Source organism: Sphingomonas pruni NBRC 15498 (assembly GCF_001598455.1).
In the GTDB taxonomy this organism is placed as follows: Bacteria; Pseudomonadota; Alphaproteobacteria; order Sphingomonadales; family Sphingomonadaceae; genus Sphingomonas; species Sphingomonas pruni.
This window is the reverse complement of the sequence record NZ_BCYZ01000073.1, coordinates 1-20,415: the sequence shown is the minus strand read 5'-3', so window position 1 is coordinate 20,415 and position 20,415 is coordinate 1. Positions and strand designations below refer to the sequence as shown.

Here is a 20,415-nt window from a genome sequence, read left to right as displayed (position 1 = left end):
GGGGGAGGGTCTGTTTTTTGCGGCATCGCAGTCGACATGCCCTCCCCTAGCCCCTCCCGCAAGCGGGAGGGGGACACGGCTATCAGCCCTCGGCCGGAGCTTCGGCGCTCTTGGCCTCATCGGCGCCGGTGTCACCGGCGTCGCTGTCGGGCGTCGCTTCATTGGCAGGCGCTTCCTCGGCAGCGGTTTCGGCAGCAGGAGCTTCCTCAGCAGCAGGCGCTTCCTCAGCGGCCACTTCGACCGGCGGCGTTTCCTCTGCGACCGCTTCGGCGACGGCTTCCGCCTCGGGCGTCGGCTCTTCGGTCGCGGCTTCGACTTCGGCAGCCATCACCGCCTCGGCTTCGGCCTGATTGGCGGCTTCGGCGGCTTCGGCAGCCTCGGCGGCCTTCGACGCACGCTCTTCGAGGCGCTCCTTGGCCTTCTCGCCCGGCTCACCCTTCTTCGGGTTGTTGCGGGCCGCACGCTCCTTGACGCCGGCGACGTCGAGGAAACGGGCGACGCGGTCGGTCGGCTGCGCACCGACGCTCAGCCAATGCTTGGCACGGTCGGCGTCGAGCACGACGCGCTTCTCGTCGTCCTTGGCGAGCAGCGGGTTGTAGTTGCCGATCTTCTCGATGAACTTGCCGTCACGCGGGCTGCGCGCATCGGCCACGACGATACGATAATAGGGGCGCTTCTTGGAACCGCCGCGCGAAAGACGAATGCTCAGTGCCATGGTAGTTGTACTTCCTTCTTCAAGCTTCTGATTTAATTGGACTCCGGCCTGCGCCGGGATGACGGCGTCGCCGTCACTTCTTCTTCACGTTCATGAAATTCTGGAACCCCGGCGGCAGCTTGGCCCCGGTGCCGGGCAGGCCGGGCAGCCCACCCATCTGGTTCATCGCGTCGCCGAGCTCAGGACCGCCCATCGCGTTGCCCAAACCGCCGAGGCCGCCCTTGCCGAGCATCGCCATCATGCCCTTGAGGCCGCCCATCTTCTTGATGCGCTTCATCGCAGTGGCCATTTCCTGGTGCATCTTGATCAGCTTGTTGACTTCCTGGACGGTCGTCCCCGAGCCGTTGGCGATGCGGATCTTGCGCTTGGCGTTGAGGAGTTCGGGCTTGGACCGTTCCTTGGGCGTCATCGAGGTGATGATCGCGTCCATCCGCACCAGCACCTTGTCGCCCCCGGCCTGGTCGACCGCGGCCTGCGCCTTCTTCATGCCGGGGATCATCCCGGCCAGTGCGCCGACGCCGCCCATCTTCTTCATCTGCTGCAGCTGGCCGCGCAGGTCGTTCATGTCGAACTGACCCTTGGACAGCCGCTGCGCCATGCGCTCGGCATCTTCCTGCTGGATCGATTCGGCGGCGCGCTCGACCAGGCTGACGACGTCGCCCATGCCGAGGATACGGCCCGCGACCCGGCTCGGGTGGAAGCCCTCGATCGCGTCGAGCTTTTCGCCGGTGCCTGCGAATTTGATCGGCTTGCCGGTGACCGCGCGCATCGACAGCGCGGCACCACCTCGCGCATCGCCGTCCATCCGGGTCAGCACGACGCCGGTCAGCGGCACCTGGTCGGAGAACGAACGCGCGACGTTGACCGCGTCCTGACCGGTCAGGCTGTCAACGACGAGCAGGATTTCCTGCGGCTTCGCGATATCCGCGACCGCCTTCATCTCGTCCATCAGGCCCTGGTCGACGTGCAGGCGACCCGCGGTATCGAGCATCAGCACGTCGTAGCCCTGGAGCTTCGCCGCCTGGAGGGCGCGCCGCGCGATATCGACCGGCTGCTGCCCCTGAACGATCGGCAGCGTCGCGACGTCGGTCTGCTCGCCGAGAATCGCCAGCTGCTCCTGCGCGGCGGGGCGATTGACGTCGAGCGACGCCATCAGCACCTTCTTGCGATCGCGCCCGCCCTGCCCGCTGGTCAGCCGCTTGGCGATCTTGGCCGTCGTCGTCGTCTTGCCCGAGCCCTGAAGCCCGACCATCATGATGACCGCCGGCGGCGTCACGCCAAGGTTGAGCTCGCTCTCGTCGGCGCCGAGCATCTCGACCAGCCCGTCATGGACGATCTTGACGACCTGCTGCCCTGGCGTGATCGACCGCAGCACTTGCTGGCCGACCGCCTGTTCGGTGATCTTGTCGACGAAATCGCGCGCCACCGGCAGAGCGACGTCCGCCTCGAGCAGCGCGACGCGCACTTCGCGCATCGCCGCGCGCACATCCGCCTCGGTCAGCGCGCCACGGCCGCGCAACCGGTCGAATACGCCGCCAAGACGATCGCTCAGGCTGTCGAACATAAAATCAAAACTCCCATCCGAACCCCAAAACGCACAAAGCGCCGGCGGACGAAACCTCGTCGGCCGGCGTCACCACATGGGTGCTCCTTGTCGCGTTCGCAAAGGGAACGGTGCCGGCCCGATAACGGCTCGACCTGAAAAAGGCAAGCGGGCGGCACCCCCTTTAACATCTTCTTGACCTCGCGATGCCATCAACGGCGCTGGATAGAGCCGCGGACGCGCGGTCTCGAAGAAGGGGATTTGGGGCATGAGCGAACCGGCAGCGGCCCGGCGCGAGCTGTTGAGCGGCGCGATCACGGTCGCCGCGATCCTGATGTTCATCGGTACCGGCAGCCAAGTGTTGTCGATGGTGCTGAGCAATTGGATGCACCATGACGGCGGCACCAACCAGACGCTGATCATCGCTCTCCTCCTCAACGTGGCGCTGATCCTGTTCGGCTGGCGTCGCCATCGCGACCTGGCCAACGAAGTCACGGTACGTGCCGCGGCGGAGGAACGCGCCAACGTCCTGGCATCGAAGGATCCGCTCACCGGCTTCCTCAATCGCCGCAGCCTGGCCGAGGAAGGCGCCGCAATGCTGATCCGCGCCGACCGCCGTCACAAGGCGATGGCGCTGATGATGCTCGACCTCGACCATTTCAAGACGGTCAACGACATGCATGGTCATACCGTCGGCGACGCGCTGCTTCGCGCCGTGGCGGACGAGATGGCGGCCGCGTTGCCGGAAAGCGCGCTGGTCGCGCGGTTCGGCGGCGACGAATTCGCCTGCGCCATGCTGTTCGACCCGCAGAACCCCGACAGCGTCGAGCGCGTCGCCGAACGGCTCGTGTCGCGGATGAGCCAGCCCTTTTATGTCGAGGGACGCCATCTTCACGTCAGCTGCTCGATCGGCATAGCCCGCAGCGATCGCGACGCGGCGACGATCGATGCCTTGCTCCGTTCGGGTGACATCGCGATGTACGCGGCCAAGAATGCCGGGCGTAACCGCCACGCCTGGTTCGACATCTCGATGGAGCGCGAGCTCCAGTCGCGTAACGAACTCGAGAGTTCGCTTCGCGTCGCCATTCCGCGCGGCGAGATCGTCCCTTATTTCGAGCAGCAGATCGACCTGGTGACCGGACGTCTGACCGGATTCGAAGTGCTGGCGCGCTGGGAACATCCGCAGCGCGGCGTGATGATCCCCGACCAGTTCATCCCGATCGCCGAGGAAACCGGCATGATCGCGGATCTGTCGCTGTCGTTGATGCGCCAGGCATTCCTGTCCGCGCGCGACTGGCATCCGCAGCTGCAATTGTCGGTCAACATCTCGCCGTGGCAGCTCAAGGATCCCTGGCTCGCGCAAAAGATCATCAAGCTGCTCACCGAAACCGGCTTCGCGCCGAGCCGGCTGGAGATCGAGATCACCGAAAGCGCGCTGTTCGACAATCTGGCGATGGCGCAGTCGATCGTCGCCAGCCTGAAGAACCAGGGCATCAAGCTCGCGCTCGACGATTTCGGCACCGGCTATTCCAGTCTCGCGCATCTTCGCGCGCTGCCGTTCGACCGCATCAAGATCGACCGGAGCTTCGTCATGTCGGTCCATCAGAATCCCGAGAGTGCTGCGATCGTCAACGCGATCGTCGGCCTCGGCGAGAGCCTCAATTTGCCGATCACCGCGGAAGGGATCGAGGACAAGGCGATCGAGGAGCGCCTGCGTAGCCTGGGTTGCGCGCGCGGACAGGGCTATGTCTATGGGCGCCCGTTGACGGCCGGCAGCGCGCGTCGCCTGCTCGCAGAGCGCCGCTTGCTGATCGCGCCCGATGCCGCCGAGGTCATCGCAGAGTCTGATCCCGCTACCAGCCGACGCCTGGCTGGCTGAGATATTCGCGCTCGATCACGGTCGAGCGTCGACCCAATGCCCGGTTACGCGACGGGAAGCGCCCGAACCGCTCGATCACCGCGGCGTGATCATGCGCGAAGCCCAGATTATGCTCGTCGCCGAGCGCGGTGAAGCGCTCGATGCTGAGCCGCTGCAAATCCGGATCCTCGGCATGCATCAGCGGCATGTAGAGGAAGGCGCAGCGCTCCCTCGGCAATCTGCGATCGAACCCGCGCAAAAGCCCATATAGCGTCAGTTCGCGGGCCAATTCGTCATGCTCGAACGCCGCGCCCTCGTCGCGGAACATATTGCGCGAAAACTGGTCGGTCAGGATGATCGCAGCAAGCAAGGTATCGGGGGTGCCGCGCCATCCCCGAGCCGAATTCTCCACAACGTTCAGCCGGAGCGATCCGAACCGTTCCGCGATCGCCTCGTCGAGCGTGATCGACTTGACCCAATGCTGTTCCTCGCTCAGTTCCTCGAACCAGAAGTGGAGGACATGCGCCGCCTCGTCGTGGACTTCCCTGCGCTTCGCTCCTAGATCGTCGCCCATGTCTTCCCTTCCGCAGCCCGAGGTAATCAGTCTCGGGTGTCGTCTCAACATCGCAGAAAGCGAGACGATCCAGCGCATGCTGGACGGGCGCGATGTCGTGGTGATCAATAGCTGCGCGGTAACCAATAGCGCCGTGAAGCAGACCCGCACCGCGATCCGCCGCGCCCGCCGCGCCCGACCCGGGGCGATGCTCGCGGTCACCGGCTGCGCGGCGCAGATCGATCCGGCAAGTTTCGCCGCCATGCCCGAGGTCGATCGCGTGATCGGCAATGGCGAGAAATTGCTGCCCGAAGCCTGGGCGTCGAGCGACGCGCTGATCGTCGGCGACATGGCGCGCCTGACCGAGATCGCGCCGCATCTGGCGATTGCGGTCGACCAGGCGCGTGCGTTCGTCGAGGTGCAGAATGGCTGCGACCATCGCTGCACCTTCTGCGCGATCCCGTTCGGACGCGGACCGAGCCGCTCGGCGCCCGCCGGCGCGGTGATCGAGGCGATCGAGCGCGTGGTCGCGGCGGGCAAGAACGAGGTCGTGCTGACCGGGGTCGACCTGACGAGTTACGGACACGATCTGCCCGGCAGCCCGACGCTGGGCAGTCTGATCGAGCGTATCCTGGCGCGGGTCCCTGCCCTTCGGCGGCTGCGCCTGTCCTCGATCGACGCGCCGGAGATCGACGACCGCCTGTTCGAGCTGCTGACGCAGGAAGCGCGGGTGATGCCGCATCTGCATCTGTCACTCCAGGCAGGCGACGACATGATCCTCAAGCGGATGAAGCGCCGCCACATGCGTGCGGATGCGGTGCGGCTGGTCGAGCGCCTCAAGACCGCGCGGCCGGAGATCGCGATCGGCGCCGACCTGATCGCAGGCTTCCCGACCGAGGATGCGGCGATGGCGGCGAACAGCCTGGCGCTGATCGACGATTGCGACATCGTCCACGCCCATATCTTTCCCTTCAGCCCGCGCGCCGGGACGCCGGCCGCACGGATGCCGCAAGTCGAGTTGGACCTGCGCCGCGAGCGCGCCGCGTGCCTGCGAGAGGCGGCAGCGAAGCGCAAGGCGCGGTGGCTCGACAGCCTGATCGGCACGACGCAAGAGATACTGGTCGAAGCGCCTGGCGACCGCGGGCATAGCGCTAGCTTCGCCGATTTCGCGCTGGGGAGCCGCCATCCGGTGGGCTCCATCTTGCCGATCGTAATCGACCCAGCCCATATCCGGCATCCCCGCGAAAGCGCGGGTGACGAAGAAAGAGAAATGGCCGTAACCGCATGAGCACCACCCCATCCTGGCACCAGCGCCTGCTCGGCGGGTTCAAGCGCACCTCCGACCGTCTGGTCGGCAACCTGGCCGGTCTCGGCACCGCGCGGCTCGACGACGCTACGCTCGACGATATCGAGGAAGCGCTGATCGCCTCCGACCTCGGCCCTGCCACCGCCAAGCGCATCCGCGACCGGCTCGCGGAGGGCAGTTTCGAACGCGGCATGGAGGAACTCGGCATCCGCCTGATCGTCGCCGAGGAAATCGAGAAGGTGCTCGAGAAAGTCGCCAAACCGCTCGAGATCGAAGCGTTTCCGCGACCGCAGGTCATCCTGGTGATCGGCGTCAACGGATCGGGCAAGACCACCACCATCGCCAAGCTCGCGCATTGGCTCGTCGAGCAGGATTACGGCGTCATGCTGGCGGCGGGCGATACGTTTCGCGCGGCGGCGATCGGCCAGCTCGCGACCTGGGCCGAGCGCGTCGGCGTTCCGATCGTGCGCGGTGCCGAAGGCGGCGATGCCGCGGGCATCGTGTTCGAGGGTGTCAAGCAGGCGACCGAAAAAGGCATCGACGCGCTGATCGTCGACACTGCAGGGCGCCTGCAGAACAAGCGCGAGCTGATGGACGAGCTGGCCAAGATCCGCCGCGTGCTCGGGCGCATCGACCCGGCGTCGCCGCACGACGTGATCCTGGTGCTCGACGCCACTACCGGCCAGAACGCGCTAAGCCAGATCGAGATTTTCAAGGAAGTCGCGGGTGTGACCGGGCTGGTCATGACCAAGCTCGACGGCACCGCGCGCGGCGGCGTACTGGTCGCGGCCGCCGAGCAATTCGGCCTGCCGATCCACGCCATCGGGGTGGGCGAGACGCTGAGCGACTTGCGCCCCTTCGACCCCAAGGAAGTCGCCCGGATCATCGCGGGCGTCGAGGAGCTGGTGCGATGAGTACGATGAACAAGAACGCGGGCACGAACGGGACCGCGGGCCTCCGCCTGGCGATCGATTATGCGCCGCTGGTGATCTTTTTCCTGGTCAATTTCCTTGCCCCGCAGGCACTGACGATGAAGCTCGTTTCGAGCCTCAGCCATTCGCTGTCGGACCTCGACCAGATGTCCGCGCTCGTCGTGTCGCGCGCGATCGTCGCGACGGCGGCCTTCATGCTGGCGACCGTGGTCGCATTGATCGTATCGCGGGTGAAACTCGGAAGTATCTCGCCGATGCTGTGGATTTCGGGCGCACTGGTGCTCGTGTTCGGTGGGCTGACCATCTATTTCCACGATCCCAAATTCATCCAGATGAAGCCGACTTTCGTCTATGCCGTATTCGCGGCGATCCTCGGTTTCGGCCTGCTGACGGGCAAGCCCTTGCTCGAGCAATTGCTCGGCACGGCTTATCCCGGCCTGTCGCCGCTCGGTTGGCAGAAAGTCACGCGCAACTGGGCGCTTTTCTTTCTCGGAATGGCGATCCTCAACGAGCTCGTCTGGCGTTCGACCAGTTTCGATTTCTGGACCGCGTTCAAGCTTTGGGGTGCGATCCCCCTCACCTTCATCTTCGCGCTCGCCAACGTGCCGATGATGATGAAGCACGGCCTGATGAGCGAAGTCGGCGACGCGGCGGCCAAGGAACTCCCGCCCGAGTGACGAAACGGCAATTAAGTTTGCCGGGCAGGAACGCTGCCGCGCTCCGCGCCGTTCTAGGTCGATTGGAGGAGCCATTTTCATGCATATCGAAGCCCGACGCGACGCGTCACACCGCAACCTGACGGCGGGACGCTCTTGACCGCGCGCTCCCCATTGTCGGCGTGGAGCGGCCTGGCGTTCGATAGCTGGGCATTGGCGTGGGAAGCATCGGCAGTCGTCGGCCTGCGTCTCGCCGAAATCGCACGCGGCGACGGCACGCTGGCCGAAGCATCGCTGATGACGTCCGAAAAGATCTCCGCCGCGATCGAATTGCAGGCGTCGTTGGTCGCCGGCGGGCTGTCGCTGACGCCGTTGCAAGGTGCCGAGCGCGCCGTGCGCCTCTATCGGCGAAAGGTCCGTGCCAATCGACGGCGACTGAATGCCGCCGCACGGAAATGATCGGCACGGGACTGGCCCGGCCGATCGCTTCATGCTTAGGCGCAGTTCATGAAAGCGGAAAATAATAGAGTATTGATCATTGCGCTGGCCGCAAATGTCGGCATTGCGGTGGCCAAGTTCGTCGCGGCGGCGATTACGGGCTCGTCGGCGATGCTGACCGAAGGCGTGCACAGCCTGGTCGATTCGACCAACCAATTGCTGCTGATGTACGGCCAGAAGCGCGCCGCGAAGCCGGCCGACGCGCTCCACCCGGCGGGATATGGCCGCGAACTCTATTTCTGGAGCTTCGTCGTGGCCTTGCTAGTGTTCGCGCTGGGCGCGGGCGTGTCAGTGTACGAAGGCGTTCTGCACTTCCTCGAACCGGAGCCCGCGGTTTCTCCGCTGATCGCCTATGGCGTGCTGGCGATCGCGTTCGCGCTGGAAGGCGGGTCGACGGTTGCTGCATTCCGCGAATTCGACGCCGCGCGGGGCGACCAGTCGTGGCTGCAGGCGCTGATCTCGACCAAGGACGCGACCACGGTGATCGTGTTGCTGGAGAATGGCGCGGCGATGGCGGGCATCCTGATCGCGGCGGTCGGGCTGGCGCTGTCGCAAGTGACCGGCGACCCGCGATTCGACGGGGTAGCCTCGGTTCTGATCGGGGTGTTGCTCGGCGTCGTCGCGCTCTTCCTGGCGCGTGAGGCCAAGGGCTTGCTGATCGGCGAGGCCGCCGATCCCGAGCTGATCGCCGGTATCCGCCGCGCCACGACGCGCGAAGGGATTACCGGCGTGGGCGAGATCATGACCATCCACAACGCGCCCGAGCAGATCGTCGCCGCGGTCAATGTCGATTTCGACAACCGCCTGAATGCCGGCGATGTCGAACGGATCATCGACGCCATCGAACGCGACCTTCAGGCGGAATTTCCCAGTATCTATCGGGTTTATATCCGGCCGCACGAAGATGCCGGCATGAAGTTCGGCGAGACTCGCGGGCTGGCCAGCACGTAATCCTGTCCACAGGTGCGCTACCCGAATAGGGCGCATGCGATTGACGTGGATCAAAGCCTCGCTAGGGGCGATTTCATGGCACTCGAAGACCCCGTCTTGTCCACAGCGCAGGCTTTGAGCCCGGCGCCCTTGTTGCTGCACCATTTTCTCGAGCCCGTAGTCGTGGCTCAACCCGACCATGCCGCGATCGACATTCCGCCGGGTCGCGGCCGCGAGACGCGCCAGATCATGACGTATCGGGAATTGGCGGATCGCTCCGATCGCCTGGCCCGCCATCTGGCGCCGCTCGTATCGGACGAGGCGATCGTGGCCCTGCTGCTGCCGCGCACGTCGCCCTTGCTCTACGTCGCGCAGATCGCGACGATGAAAGCGGGCGCGGCATTCACCTGCCTCGACCCGTCCTTTCCCGACAATCGCATGCGCGAGATCGTCGAAGACGCCGCCCCCGTCGCGATGCTGACCGATCGCGAGGGCATGGCGCGCCTCGGCGCGCTCGACCTACCGGTGCGTTTGTTCGACGCAGCAGCGCTGCTCGCCGCCGACCCACCGCCCGTCACGCTCCCTGCAGATCTGCAACCCGAACGGCTGGCCTATGTCATCTACACATCGGGCACGACCGGGCGCCCCAAAGGCGTGTTGATCGAGCATTGTAACATCGCCAACCTGGTTGCTTCCGATCTGACCGAGTTCGCGTTGAGCGCGAGCGATCGGGTAATCCAGGGCTCGTCCGCCGCCTATGATTCCTCGCTCGAGGAAACTTGGCTCGCTTTTGCCTCCGGCGCCACCCTGGTCGTGATGGACGACGCCGCGGCCCGGCTGGGGCCGGACATCGTGCGCTGGTTGCGCGACGAGCATGCGACGGTGTTCTGCCCACCCCCGACCTTGTTGCGCAGCAGCGGCTGCAGCGATCCCGCGCGCGAACTGCCCGACCTCAAACTGCTCTATGTCGGCGGCGAAGCGCTGCCACGTGACATCGCCGATCTGTGGTCACAGGGGCGACGGCTGGTCAACGGCTATGGTCCCACCGAATGCGCCGTCACGTGCCTGCGCGGCGACATCGCCGCGGGGCTGCCGATCACGATCGGCAAACCGATCGCGAGCATGGCGGCCTGGGCGCTCGACGAGGAATTGCAGCCGGTCGCCGATGGCGAACGCGGCGAGCTATGCATCGGCGGCGCGGGCGTCGCACGCGGTTATCGCCATCGCCCAGACCTCACCGCCGAGAAGTTCATCGAGCATCCCGAATTCGGGCGGATCTATCGCACCGGCGATCTCGTCCATCGCGAGGCCGATGGCGACTTCTTCTATCACGGGCGGATCGACGCCCAGGTCAAACTGCGCGGCTATCGCGTCGAACTGGCCGAGATCGAGGCGCGGCTGGCGGCCTTGCCCGGGGTGCGCGCGGCCGGATGCCGGGTGCAGGACCATCGTGGCGCGCAGGAATTGATCGCCTATATCGTCCCCGAAGACCCGGCGAACCCGCCGCGTGGCGACACGTTGAAAGCGCAACTTGCCACAACACTGCCGCGCTACATGGTCCCGCGCGACATCGCGACGATCGCCGAAATTCCGACCACGGTCGGCGGCAAGATCGATCGCGCCGCGCTGCCGGAGATGCCGGTCTCGACGGAGCATGAAACGGGCGGGATCGTTGCACCCCAGAACGACCTGGAGCGCTTGCTTGCGGACGGCATGGCCGACATCCTCAAGCGGCCCGGTGGAGTTTCGGTCGATGCCGATTTCTTCGAGGATCTTGGGGGCGATTCGCTGAGCGCGGCGATGCTGGTCACATTGCTCCGGGACCATCATCACACCGAATGGATCACGGTGAGCGACATCTATGATGCGCGTACCGTGCGCGGGCTGGCTAAGCTCGCCGAGCGCATTCCGGCCTTTGCCGATGCGTCGGACGAGCCGCCGCTGCTCCGCGAGGGCGAGGCTCGCCCATTGCTCGCCAATATCGTGCAGATAGCCTGGCTCAGCGGTCAATTGCTTGTCGGTGCCTGGGCGACCTGGTTCGCCGCCTTCATCCTGCTTCCCCCGATCTTCGGCGACCTTGGCCTGCCCGCCTTCATCCTGCTCGCGCCCTTGCTCGCGCTGGCGGCGGCTGTGCTCTACATCCCGCTGTCGATCGCTTTCGCCGTCGCGGTGAAAAGACTGGTGATCGGCAAATATCGTCCGATCCGTGCGCCGGTCTGGAGTCCCTATTATCTCCGCCACTGGATCGTCTGCCAGGCGGCCCGCCTGATCCCCTGGCCGATGCTGCAAGGAACGGTCTTCCAGCAAATGGCGTTGCGGGCGCTCGGCGCGAAGATCGGACGGCGCGTCCACTTGCATCGCGGCGTCGACCTGCGGCGGGGCGGCTGGGATCTGCTTGAGATCGGCGACGACGTCGCGATCGGACAAGACGCGCATATCGGCTTGGTCGAGCTCGATCGCGGCGACATCGTGGTCGGGTCGGTCACGCTGGAGGACGGCGCGACGATGATGGTGCGCGCCGGTGTCGAAGGCGGTTGCAGGATCGGCACGGGCAGCGTGCTTACCGCTTTGTCGGTGCTCAATGCCGGCGGCACGATCCCGGCGGGAGAGATCTGGGATGGCGTGCCCGCCGGCCATACCGGCGTGGTGGCCCCTGCCCCGGCCCTCCCGATACATTCGCGGCAAATGAAACCGTGGCGGCACAGCCTGTTGCTGATGCTGGCCGAAGGTGCCGCAGCGATGATCGCGGCGCTCCCCGCCGAAGTGCTGACGCTCGCCGCATGCCGGTTATCGGGTGTGGGGTTCGGTCAGATCTGGCGCTGGATGTACCATCCGGTGTTCGCGTCGCGCACCGCGATGGTCGTGATCGGATTGACGGTGGTCAGCATACCGCTGACCCTGGTTTGGACCGCACTCATGTTCCGGCTGATGGGCCGCGTCCGCGCCGGCACGATCGGCCGTTGGAGCGCTGCTTATATCCGCGTCTGGATCAAGACCGGCATGCTCCACACGGCAGGCGAATGGCTGAGCGGAACGTTATTCTGGTCGAAATGGCTGCGGCTCGCCGGCATGGATATCGGCGCCAAATGCGAGATCAGCACGATCCTCGACGTCGTGCCCGAACTGATCACGATCGGTGAGGAAACCTTCTTCGCCGACGGCATCTATCTGGGTGGCGCCGAGGTCCGCCAGGGCAGCGTTCGGCTCGCCCCGGTCCGGCTCGGACGCAACACCTTTCTCGGCAACCATGCCGTCATCCCGGCGGGCGAGACCTTGCCCGACGACATCCTGATCGGGATCGGCACAGTCGCGGATTCGTCGCTGATCGAGCAGGGCCAATCTCGCTTCGGTCATCCCAGCTTCGATTTGCCGCGGCGCGAGATCGTCGAGGCAGACCGCCGGCTCACGCACGATCCGTCGGCGATCCGCTACCTCAACCGGCTGTTCTGGGAACTGCTGCGCTTCGCGCTGCCGGTGGTGCCGCTCATGCTGACCCTTTTGTGGTACACGATCATGGTCGATGAGGAATCGGCCCCACCGATCGTCTATCAGCTCGTGGTGATCCCGCTCGCCGCACTAATACCGCTCGTCGCCTTGTGCGCGACGGTGCTTGCGTTGAAATGGATGCTGATCGGCCGGGTCAAACCCGGGCACCATGCCTTGTGGTCGTGCTGGTGCAGCCGCTGGGACTTCGTGTACGTCGCCTGGGCGAAATATGCGACTTTGCTCCTGCAAGGGCTGGAAGGCACCTTCCTCCTGCCCGCTTATCTTCGTGCCATGGGTCTCAGGATCGGCAAGCGTGCGGTGCTAGGACCGCAATTCGCCCAGGTCGTCGACCCCGACATGATCCGGATCGGCGATGGTGCGACCGTCACCGCGATGTTCCAGGCGCATACGTTCGAGGATCGCGTGTTGAAGGTCGACAGGGTGACGATCGGAGCCGGCGCAACCGTGGCCGCGGCGACGGTGCCGCTGTACGGCGCCGTGATCGGCGAGAACACCTATGTCGGCGCCCATAGCGTGGTGATGAAGCACGAACACCTGCTGCCGGGCCTGCGCTATCAGGGCGTACCTACCCGTGTGATGGGTCACGAACTGCCGGTGGCGGCGTAACGTCCCTGCAGCAGCCGCTGCCCCCCCCGGCTTCGCAAGGAAGCGGGCACGCTAGGTATTTAGGGCCGGGACGTGTATTGGCATGCGACTGCTGGTTTTCCGTCCGTAGGCGCCAGCAGCTGAGAGACCGGCGCGCTCCCGCTTACATCAGCCGAAGCGGTGCCATGGACGTGATTCACGAGCTTACGCAGCCCTGTCTCGATGCTGTCGGGCTCGGGCGAATGCCGCCCTATCTCGTATCCGCGTCGTTTTCGGCCTGATGGCGCGCGCCGACGAACCATCAAGCCTAACGCGCATGCCACCCGGCGCCGTCACCGACGAGATGCAGCATGCCGCCGCCACATTGTTCCGCGGGGCGGATTTCCTGGGCGGCTGTCTGCGGGCGCCGGTCGCGCACGACACCGAGACTCGATCGCTCGCGATCGCCGGCCGCTATCGCGCCAAGGTTATCGGCAACGGGCTGCGCGAGCTCGACCGTTTCCTCAACCTGTTGATCGACGCCGCCTCGAGCGCGGAAGGACTGCCCGTGAGGCCTGGACAGCACAACACCGCGAACAAGCTGTCCACCTATTGCGCCGCGAAATCGCTGCCGAACCATGACGGAGACCGGTTGCGCGCGCTGGGGCGGTCGCGCGACTGCCTGTTCCATTGCGGCGGGCGTGTCGGACGCGGCGATCGTCGCGACGGGATAGCGATGACGGTCGGATGGCCTGCGCGGACAGGCTGCAATGCACCGCTCGATCGCGTGATGGTCGGCCAGGACGTGAACGTGACGCGCGGCGATCTGGACGATGTCTGTCTGTTCTATCGCCGGATCGCGCGCGAGCTGTGCGCCTCCGTCGGTCTTGCGCCGGCCGAACGGGTGCCGGTAGCAACGAAAAAGGGCCCCGCCAGGGCGGAGCCCTCCATCGTTCGATCGTAGCGGCGATCAGCCGCCGACGCTGTCGTAAATCCGGCCAGCCTCGTTCCAGTTCACGACGTCCCACCACGCTTTCAAATAGCCCCCGCGGTCGTTGCGGTAGGTCAGATAATAAGCGTGCTCCCAGACGTCGTTGCCCAGGATCGGCGTGCCGCGATCGGCAACGACGTCCATGAGCGGATTGTCCTGGTTCGGAGTCGAGGTAACCTTGAGCTTGCCCGACGCGTCGGCGATCAGCCAGGCCCAACCCGAGCCGAACTGTCCGGCGCCCTTGGCGTTGAACTCTTCCTTGAGTTTGTCGAGGCCGCCGAACTCGGCGATCGCGTTGGCCAGCTTGCCCGACGGCTGACCGCCACCGGGCGCCATGATCTTCCAGAAGAAGTCATGGTTCCAATAGCCGCCACCATTGTTGCGTACCTTGGCCGACGCCGTCGATGCACTGGCCAGGATGTCCTCGATCGACTTTCCCTCGAGCCCGCTCTCGGCGATCCCGGCATTCAGATTGTCGGTATACGCCTTGTGATGCTTGTCGTGGTGATACTTCATGGTTTCTTCGCTGATCGTCGGCGCCAGCGATTCATATCCATAAGGAAGCGGCGGGAGTTCGAAAGCCATGGGGAAGCTCCTCCTTCTTTGAACGGCTCTAAAGGGGACGTCGGATGCCGAACGCCCATGCCCGCCAAATGGGTCCAGCGAACTCGTTGCGCAAGCGATTCCGTCGCCCGGCGCACGCTTTCTATCCCGGCAACAGATCGTGGCGGCGCAAAGCGTGGCGCAGCTGGTCGTAACTCAGCCCCAAAGCGTCCGCCGTCTGACGCTGGTTGAAGCGATTGGCGGCAAGCGCCTTGGTCAGCACGTCGCGTTCGAACCGCGCGACCCGGCTCTTGAAATCGGCCGGCTCGCTCTCGCCCGGCGGCGGCGGCGGCGGGGCGACATGATCGACCATCGGCGCCGGCTGCGTGCTGCTGCTGCCCGGACGATGCGGTGACTGGAACGGGTCGAATTCGATATGCGCGATCGGCCCATCATGTTCCCAGCGATAGACCGCACGTTCGACCACGTTGCGAAGCTCGCGCACGTTGCCCGGCCAGCGATAGTCGATCAGCGAGTCGAGCGCCTCGGGCGAGAAGCCGTGCCAGTCGCGGTTCATTTCGGCGGCCATGCGCCGCCCGAAATGCTCGGCCAGCACCGGAACGTCCCCCGGTCGCGCGCGCAACGGCGGCAGGGTCACCACCTCGAAACTCAACCTGTCCAGCAGATCGGCGCGAAACTCATTGCGCTCGACCTTGTCCGGCAGATGCTCGTTGGTCGCCGCGACGATGCGGACATCCACTCGGATCGGATGCGACGCGCCGATCCGGGTGACCTCGCCATATTCGACCGCGCGCAGCAACCGCTCCTGCGCGGCCATACTTAGCGTGCCGAGTTCATCCAGGAACAAAGTGCCGCCATCGGCTTCCTCGAACCGCCCTGCCCTCGCCTTGGTCGCGCCCGTGAACGCGCCCGCTTCGTGGCCGAACAATTCCGCTTCGATCAGCGTCTCGGGCAACGCCGCGCAATTCATGATGATCAGCGCCTGGTCCCAACGCGGGCTGAGCCGGTGGAGGCGCTCGGCGACCAGCTCCTTGCCGGTCCCGCGTTCACCGATCACCAATACCGGACGGTCGAGCGCGGCGGCGCGACTGGCGCGTTCCAGCGCATCGAGAAAGGGCCCCGATTGCCCGATAACCTGCGTCGTCCGTTCCATGCCCCACGACTTGGTGTATTTTCCCAATCATTGGCAAGTGGAAATTGCCAACCTCACCTCTTTCCAGAACGAAAACCGCAGATTTCCGCCGTTTTTCGGAATTGGCACGCCCCCTGCAATACTTCCAGCATCGCCGGTTGACCGGCACGAAACACTAGGGAGTAAGAACAATGCAGTCGGTTTCTAATGGTCTGGGTCGCACTTTGGTGGTGGTCGCCAGCACCTTCGCTTGCGGTTCGGCGCTGATGCTCGCGGCCGTCGGCCCGGGCCTGGCGCAGGCCAATCCGGCTCCGCAGGTTCCCGTCGCGCTGAAGGCGTGACGGACAACCGCCGGGGCGGGTTTCCCCCTTGCTTCCCGCCTCGGCGGTCCCACCAATCCGAGTAAAGCGTACATCCGAGGAGTAACACCAACATGGGCATTTTTTCGCGAACCCGCGACATCATCGCCGCCAACTTCACCGACCTTTTGGACAAGGCGGAAGATCCGGCGAAGATGATCCGCATGATCATCCTGGAGATGGAAGAGACGCTGGTCGAGGTTCGCGCCTCTGCCGCGCGCACCATCGCCGACCAGAAGGAGATGCGCCGCCATATCGCCAAGCTCAGCCAGCTCGAGGAAAGCTGGACCGAGAAGGCCGAACTGGCGCTGTCGAAGGATCGCGAGGATCTGGCCAAGGCGGCCCTGGTCGAGCGCCAGAAGGCGACCGACATGGTCGTCGAGCTCAGTCAGCAGATCAGCGTGCTCGACGAGGCGCTGCGGGGTTCGGAAGAGGATATCGCCAAGCTTCAGAAGAAGCTGAGCGAGGCGCGCAACCGCCAGTCCTCGATCGCCACCCGGCTGGAAAGCGCGAACAACAAGTTCAAGATCCGCGAGGTCTATTCGGCCGGCCGCACGCAGGACGCTTTCTCGCGCTTCGACGTGCTCGAACGCCGCGTCGACCTGGCCGAGGGCCGCGCGGAGGCGCTCAACCTGGGCGGACTGCCCAAGACGCTCGAGGAAGAGATCGCCGAGCTGAAGGCAGCCGAAAAGGTCGATGCCGAGCTCGAAGCGCTCAAGGCCCGGCTCAACAAAAAATAAGGACCTGAGCGATGGAAGAATTCCTTCTACCGGTCGCGATCGTGGGGATGCTCTTCATCGGGCTCCCGTGGATCATCCTCCACTACGTGACCAAGTGGCGCCAGGCGCCGAAGATCACCAACGAGGACGAGAAACTGCTGGATGAGCTCTACTCGCTCGCCCGCCGCCTCGAGGATCGCGTTTCGACGGTCGAGCGCATCGTCGCTGCCGACCATCCCGACTGGAAAGCGAGCATGCCGCTCGCCGAACCGGCCGACCAAATCGCTTCACGGAGCAACTAAGATGTCCGCTAGCCGCACCAAATTCTACCTGGACAAGCAGAACAAGAAGTTCCTGGGTGTCTGTGCCGGTATTGCCGACTATACGGGGATCGACGTCACCGTCGTCCGGGTCGGGACCGTCATCCTCTCGCTGGTGACTTCGGGCTGGGTCATTCCTGCCTATTTCATCACCGCCTGGCTGGCGCCGTGCAAGCCGTTCGGCCTGTACGAGGACGCCGAGGACGCGAAGTTCTGGCAAGGCGTGCGCTCGAACCCGAGCCGCTCGACCGCCGAGGTCCGCTCCAAGTTCCGCGATCTCGACCGCCGGCTCGCCGACATCGAGACGCTCTACACCAGCCGCAACACCCGCCTGGCCGACGAGATCGACGCCCTGCGCTGAGCCGGCCGCTGGAAATAGGGGATAAGAATAATGGACCCGACACCTTTTCTAATCGTCGGCGGGCTGATGGGCACGCTGTTCGGAGCAAGTGCGACGCTGTCCATCCAGTGGTTCGCCAATCGCAAGGTGAAGAAGGCGCTCAAGGCGCAAGCCGCACCGGTCGGACCGTCGCCTGAACTTCTCCATCAGCAGCGGGAAACCGCGGAAATGCGGAAGCGCCTGGCAGTGCTCGAAGCGATTGTCACCGACCAGCCCAAGCGGCTGGCCCACGAGATCGAAGGCCTGCGCTGAAGCGCAGGCCCACCGAGGAGAACGAACGTGGATAAAGGTCAGATCTTCGTCCTGATGATCATCGCAATCGCGACGATCGGCGGCATCATCAAGATGTCGATCAAGGCAAAGCACGGCTATCCGCTGGAAGACCGCAATAACCGCCGCGCGATGCGCCGGGGCTTCGTGGATACCAGTGGCGACCTGGAAGCGCAGCGCAAGATCGAGCTGCTGTCGAACGAGAATGACAAGCTCGTCAGCCAGATCGGCCGCCTGGAGGAGCGCCTGCGCGTCCTCGAACGCATTGCAACGGATCCCGGTGAGCGCGTCGCTCGAGAGATCGACGAACTCCGCAACCGCGACTGAGGAAGCACGAGATGACCGATTTTTTCGCCACTAACGGCTTCACCATCTTCATGCTTGCCCTGGTGGTCGTGGGTATCCCCGCCGCGCTCGGCATCGGCAGCGAGATGCTCAAGACCTGGACGCAACACCGCGAGAAGATGGCCGAGGCGCTCAACGCCCAGGCCGCCGAGAAGGCCGCGCAATATGCCGCCCAGACCGAACGGCTCGAACAGCGGATGCGTGTCATGGAACGGATCGTCACCGACCGCGGCCTGGATGTTGCCGAAGAAATAGAAAAGCTGCGCGACGCGCAGCCGCTGAACTGAGGAGCCAAGACGATGATCAATCCCCTCCTCATTCCGATCCTGGGCATCAGCTGCGGCCTGCTCGCGATCTTCGGCGGCGTCTTCGTCCGCCCCTGGCTGAAGCTGAAGGAGCGCCAGCTCGAACTCGAAGCCGACAAGGTCGCCGAAAAGGCGGCGCAATATGCCGCCCAGACCGAGCGCCTGGAACAACGGGTGCGCGTGCTGGAGCGGATCGCGACCGACCGCGGCATCGCGGTCGCCGATGAAATCGACAAGCTGCGGGGCGACGAGCCCAAGCCGCTGAACTGAACAGACAGAATAGGACAAGAACAATGATCGGCTTAGCAATCTTCGTCGTGATCCTGGCGATCCCCACCGGCATCGGTGTCTGGCTCGCCGAGCGGGTCGACCGGCCACGCCGCCGCGCCATGCGCCAGGCCGGCATGCAGCCCGCCGAATAATCCAACGCCTGTCGGGAGCCTCCCCAGATGAACCCCTTCGAAATGGTCATCGGCATCGTCCTGATCGTCACCATCGGCAGCATCATCCGTGCAAAGATGGGTGTCGGCCGCGACACGCACGGTAACGAATACAGCCTGCGAGACCCGAGCCTGGGCGAGGAAAATCGCCAGCTTCGCAATGAGATCACCAAACTCAAGGACCGCATAGCCGTCCTCGAGCGGGTGATCACCGACACCAACAGCAGCAGCGCCAATCTCGACCGCGAGATCGAATCGCTGCGCAACCGCGACCGCTGAGGGCGGTCGGCGATAATCGAATGGAGACGTCAATGATGACCGACCCCAATCTGTATTTCACCATGGCAGGCGCCGGCCTGGCCGGCCTGGGCATGATCTGCATGGCTTCGCTCGCCGGTTGGCGCGGATGGCTGGCGCTCAAGGAGCGCGAGATCAACGCTTATGCCGATCATGGCGGACATGACGGCCCGACCTTGCCCAATGCCAGCGCGCGGATCGAGATCGCTGACCTCAAGGAGCGGATCCGCAAGCTCGAGGCGATCGCTTCGGGAGTGGACCTCTGAGGTCCGCTCCCCCGCCGCTCTGAGCTTGGCTCAGGGCCCGGGGTCCGATGGAGGCGCCGCCGATGTCTGCGGCGAGGACTTCGGGTTCTGAGCCAAGCTCAGAGTGACGGTTGGATTGGGCGGACGGCGCGCTATAGCGCGACCATGACGACCCTTTCCGACCTGCAGGACGAATATGAATTTCTCGACGCCGACGATCGCTATCGCCTGTTGATCGATCTCGGCCGCGCGCTCGAGCCGATGCCCGACGCGCTCAAGACCGACGCGACGCTGGTGCGGGGATGTTCGGCGTCGGTCTGGGTCTATCCCACGCTCCGCGACGACGGCGCGCTCCATTTCCTGGCGGATTCGAACGCCGCGATCACCAAGGGGATCATCGCGCTCGTGCTGCTGACGGTCCAGGACCGCCAGCCCGCCGAGATCCTGGTGACCGATATCGATGCCGCGCTGGCGCCGTTCGACCTGCGCAATCAGTTGAGCTCGAACCGGACGCAAGGCATCCCCAACATGATCGCTCTGATCAAGGCGACCGCGGGACGGTACGCGGCCTGAAAGCCGCAAGCCGGGTTTCGCACCGTTCGGATCTTCGTGACGGATTATCAATGAAAACGATCTAGGCCGCCCGGGAATCCCTGGAGGTCGATCGTGAAGTTCATTCTGCTCAAGTCGCGCGGCGGCGATTATCTCGTGGTCGCGGCGAACATCGCCTATCTGCGGGCGGACGAGAACGGCCAGACCAAGGTCGGCCTGGTCGGCGGCGACTCGCTGCTTGTCGTCGGCAGCATGGAGGAAGTGGCGGAGAAGGTGTTGGCGGGGTGATAACTCCTCCCCGGCACGAGGAGGGGGACCGCGCGGCGTGAGCCGCGTGGTGGAGGGGGTACACCACAAACTAGCCGCACGCATGTGGCAACCGCATCGCGGGCCCCCTCCACCATCGCTGCGCGA

Annotated in this window: 25 protein-coding genes and 1 pseudogene; 21 read left to right on the top strand and 5 right to left on the bottom strand. The window is 64.9% G+C overall.

Going from position 1 to position 20,415, the window contains the following annotated elements; translation table 11 throughout:
- Positions 1-265: 265 nt before the first annotated feature.
- Both rpsP and ffh read right to left on the bottom strand, forming a co-directional pair.
- Positions 266-715: pseudogene (rpsP, locus tag SPR01S_RS17595) on the bottom strand (30S ribosomal protein S16); the annotation flags it as partial.
- A gap of 73 nt (positions 716-788) precedes the next feature.
- On the bottom strand, positions 789-2,279 hold the full coding sequence (gene ffh, locus SPR01S_RS17590) for a signal recognition particle protein (RefSeq protein WP_066591872.1): 1,491 nt from the start codon (positions 2,277-2,279) through the stop codon (positions 789-791).
- Positions 2,280-2,526: 247 nt separating this feature from the next.
- Between ffh and SPR01S_RS17585 the strand changes: the two genes are divergently transcribed.
- Positions 2,527-4,137, top strand: coding sequence for a putative bifunctional diguanylate cyclase/phosphodiesterase (locus SPR01S_RS17585; protein ID WP_066591870.1), 1,611 nt, complete (start codon positions 2,527-2,529; stop codon positions 4,135-4,137).
- Here SPR01S_RS17585 and SPR01S_RS17580 read toward each other — a convergent pair.
- Positions 4,112-4,690 (bottom strand): DUF924 family protein, encoded by a 579-nt coding sequence (locus SPR01S_RS17580; RefSeq protein WP_066591868.1) that lies wholly within the window; start codon positions 4,688-4,690, stop codon positions 4,112-4,114. The two genes, SPR01S_RS17585 and SPR01S_RS17580, sit on opposite strands and share 26 nt — an antisense overlap.
- Between SPR01S_RS17580 and mtaB the strand changes: the two genes are divergently transcribed.
- The 7 genes from mtaB to SPR01S_RS17545 all read left to right on the top strand — a co-directional run bounded on the left by mtaB (position 4,689) and on the right by SPR01S_RS17545 (position 14,026).
- On the top strand, positions 4,689-5,957 hold the full coding sequence (gene mtaB, locus SPR01S_RS17575; RefSeq protein ID WP_084251276.1) for a tRNA (N(6)-L-threonylcarbamoyladenosine(37)-C(2))-methylthiotransferase MtaB: 1,269 nt from the start codon (positions 4,689-4,691) through the stop codon (positions 5,955-5,957). The two genes, SPR01S_RS17580 and mtaB, sit on opposite strands and share 2 nt — an antisense overlap.
- A complete protein-coding gene (ftsY, locus tag SPR01S_RS17570) occupies positions 5,954-6,889 on the top strand; it encodes a signal recognition particle-docking protein FtsY (protein WP_066591867.1) in 936 nt (311 codons plus the stop codon). The genes mtaB and ftsY overlap by 4 nt, the downstream gene beginning before the upstream one ends.
- Positions 6,886-7,584 (top strand): inner membrane-spanning protein YciB, encoded by a 699-nt coding sequence (locus SPR01S_RS17565; protein ID WP_066591865.1) that lies wholly within the window; start codon positions 6,886-6,888, stop codon positions 7,582-7,584. The genes ftsY and SPR01S_RS17565 overlap by 4 nt, the downstream gene beginning before the upstream one ends.
- Before the next feature lie 135 nt (positions 7,585-7,719).
- A complete protein-coding gene (locus SPR01S_RS17560; RefSeq protein ID WP_066591864.1) occupies positions 7,720-8,022 on the top strand; it encodes a hypothetical protein in 303 nt (100 codons plus the stop codon).
- Positions 8,023-8,094: 72 nt separating this feature from the next.
- A complete protein-coding gene (locus SPR01S_RS17555) occupies positions 8,095-9,012 on the top strand; it encodes a cation diffusion facilitator family transporter (RefSeq protein WP_439646754.1) in 918 nt (305 codons plus the stop codon).
- Between the two features lie 75 nt (positions 9,013-9,087).
- Positions 9,088-13,104, top strand: coding sequence for a non-ribosomal peptide synthetase (locus SPR01S_RS17550; protein ID WP_066591861.1), 4,017 nt, complete (start codon positions 9,088-9,090; stop codon positions 13,102-13,104).
- A gap of 295 nt (positions 13,105-13,399) precedes the next feature.
- A complete protein-coding gene (locus SPR01S_RS17545) occupies positions 13,400-14,026 on the top strand; it encodes a hypothetical protein (protein ID WP_157082330.1) in 627 nt (208 codons plus the stop codon).
- Positions 14,027-14,032: 6 nt separating this feature from the next.
- Here SPR01S_RS17545 and SPR01S_RS17540 read toward each other — a convergent pair whose 3' ends face one another.
- Positions 14,033-14,638 (bottom strand): superoxide dismutase, encoded by a 606-nt coding sequence (locus tag SPR01S_RS17540; RefSeq protein ID WP_066591857.1) that lies wholly within the window; start codon positions 14,636-14,638, stop codon positions 14,033-14,035.
- Positions 14,639-14,759: 121 nt separating this feature from the next.
- On the bottom strand, positions 14,760-15,770 hold the full coding sequence (gene pspF / locus SPR01S_RS17535) for a phage shock protein operon transcriptional activator (protein ID WP_066591851.1): 1,011 nt from the start codon (positions 15,768-15,770) through the stop codon (positions 14,760-14,762).
- A gap of 170 nt (positions 15,771-15,940) precedes the next feature.
- Between pspF and SPR01S_RS21710 the strand changes: the two genes are divergently transcribed.
- The 13 genes from SPR01S_RS21710 to SPR01S_RS21875 all read left to right on the top strand — a co-directional run bounded on the left by SPR01S_RS21710 (position 15,941) and on the right by SPR01S_RS21875 (position 20,289).
- Entirely contained in the window at positions 15,941-16,090 is a 150-nt protein-coding gene (locus SPR01S_RS21710; protein ID WP_157082329.1) for a hypothetical protein, read from the top strand.
- Between the two features lie 92 nt (positions 16,091-16,182).
- Positions 16,183-16,848 carry a phage shock protein PspA gene (gene pspA, locus SPR01S_RS17530; protein ID WP_066591849.1) on the top strand — a complete coding sequence of 222 codons (666 nt, stop codon included), beginning with the start codon at positions 16,183-16,185 and terminating at the stop codon, positions 16,846-16,848.
- A gap of 11 nt (positions 16,849-16,859) precedes the next feature.
- The gene (pspB, locus tag SPR01S_RS17525; protein WP_066591848.1) at positions 16,860-17,129 is read left to right on the top strand and encodes an envelope stress response membrane protein PspB; all 270 of its coding nucleotides are present in this window, start codon (positions 16,860-16,862) and stop codon (positions 17,127-17,129) included.
- A gap of 1 nt (position 17,130) precedes the next feature.
- A complete protein-coding gene (gene pspC / locus SPR01S_RS17520; protein WP_066591847.1) occupies positions 17,131-17,508 on the top strand; it encodes an envelope stress response membrane protein PspC in 378 nt (125 codons plus the stop codon).
- Positions 17,509-17,538: 30 nt separating this feature from the next.
- Entirely contained in the window at positions 17,539-17,799 is a 261-nt protein-coding gene (locus SPR01S_RS17515; RefSeq protein ID WP_169803464.1) for a hypothetical protein, read from the top strand.
- A 27-nt stretch (positions 17,800-17,826) separates the two neighbouring features.
- Positions 17,827-18,144, top strand: a complete 318-nt coding sequence (locus SPR01S_RS17510; RefSeq protein ID WP_439646753.1) for a hypothetical protein — start codon at positions 17,827-17,829, stop codon at positions 18,142-18,144.
- A gap of 104 nt (positions 18,145-18,248) precedes the next feature.
- Entirely contained in the window at positions 18,249-18,449 is a 201-nt protein-coding gene (locus SPR01S_RS17505) for a hypothetical protein (RefSeq protein WP_245662084.1), read from the top strand.
- A 12-nt stretch (positions 18,450-18,461) separates the two neighbouring features.
- Positions 18,462-18,737, top strand: a complete 276-nt coding sequence (locus tag SPR01S_RS17500) for a hypothetical protein (protein WP_066591839.1) — start codon at positions 18,462-18,464, stop codon at positions 18,735-18,737.
- 23 nt (positions 18,738-18,760) lie between these two features.
- Positions 18,761-18,889 carry a hypothetical protein gene (locus SPR01S_RS22135; RefSeq protein WP_281178798.1) on the top strand — a complete coding sequence of 43 codons (129 nt, stop codon included), beginning with the start codon at positions 18,761-18,763 and terminating at the stop codon, positions 18,887-18,889.
- Positions 18,890-18,916: 27 nt separating this feature from the next.
- Positions 18,917-19,186 carry a hypothetical protein gene (locus tag SPR01S_RS17495; RefSeq protein WP_066591837.1) on the top strand — a complete coding sequence of 90 codons (270 nt, stop codon included), beginning with the start codon at positions 18,917-18,919 and terminating at the stop codon, positions 19,184-19,186.
- Between the two features lie 35 nt (positions 19,187-19,221).
- Positions 19,222-19,470 carry a hypothetical protein gene (locus SPR01S_RS17490; protein WP_066591875.1) on the top strand — a complete coding sequence of 83 codons (249 nt, stop codon included), beginning with the start codon at positions 19,222-19,224 and terminating at the stop codon, positions 19,468-19,470.
- A gap of 144 nt (positions 19,471-19,614) precedes the next feature.
- Positions 19,615-20,022 (top strand): SufE family protein, encoded by a 408-nt coding sequence (locus tag SPR01S_RS17485; protein WP_066591836.1) that lies wholly within the window; start codon positions 19,615-19,617, stop codon positions 20,020-20,022.
- 93 nt (positions 20,023-20,115) lie between these two features.
- Complete coding sequence (locus SPR01S_RS21875; protein WP_169803463.1) at positions 20,116-20,289, top strand: hypothetical protein; 174 nt, start codon at positions 20,116-20,118, stop codon at positions 20,287-20,289.
- Positions 20,290-20,415: the final 126 nt, after the last annotated feature.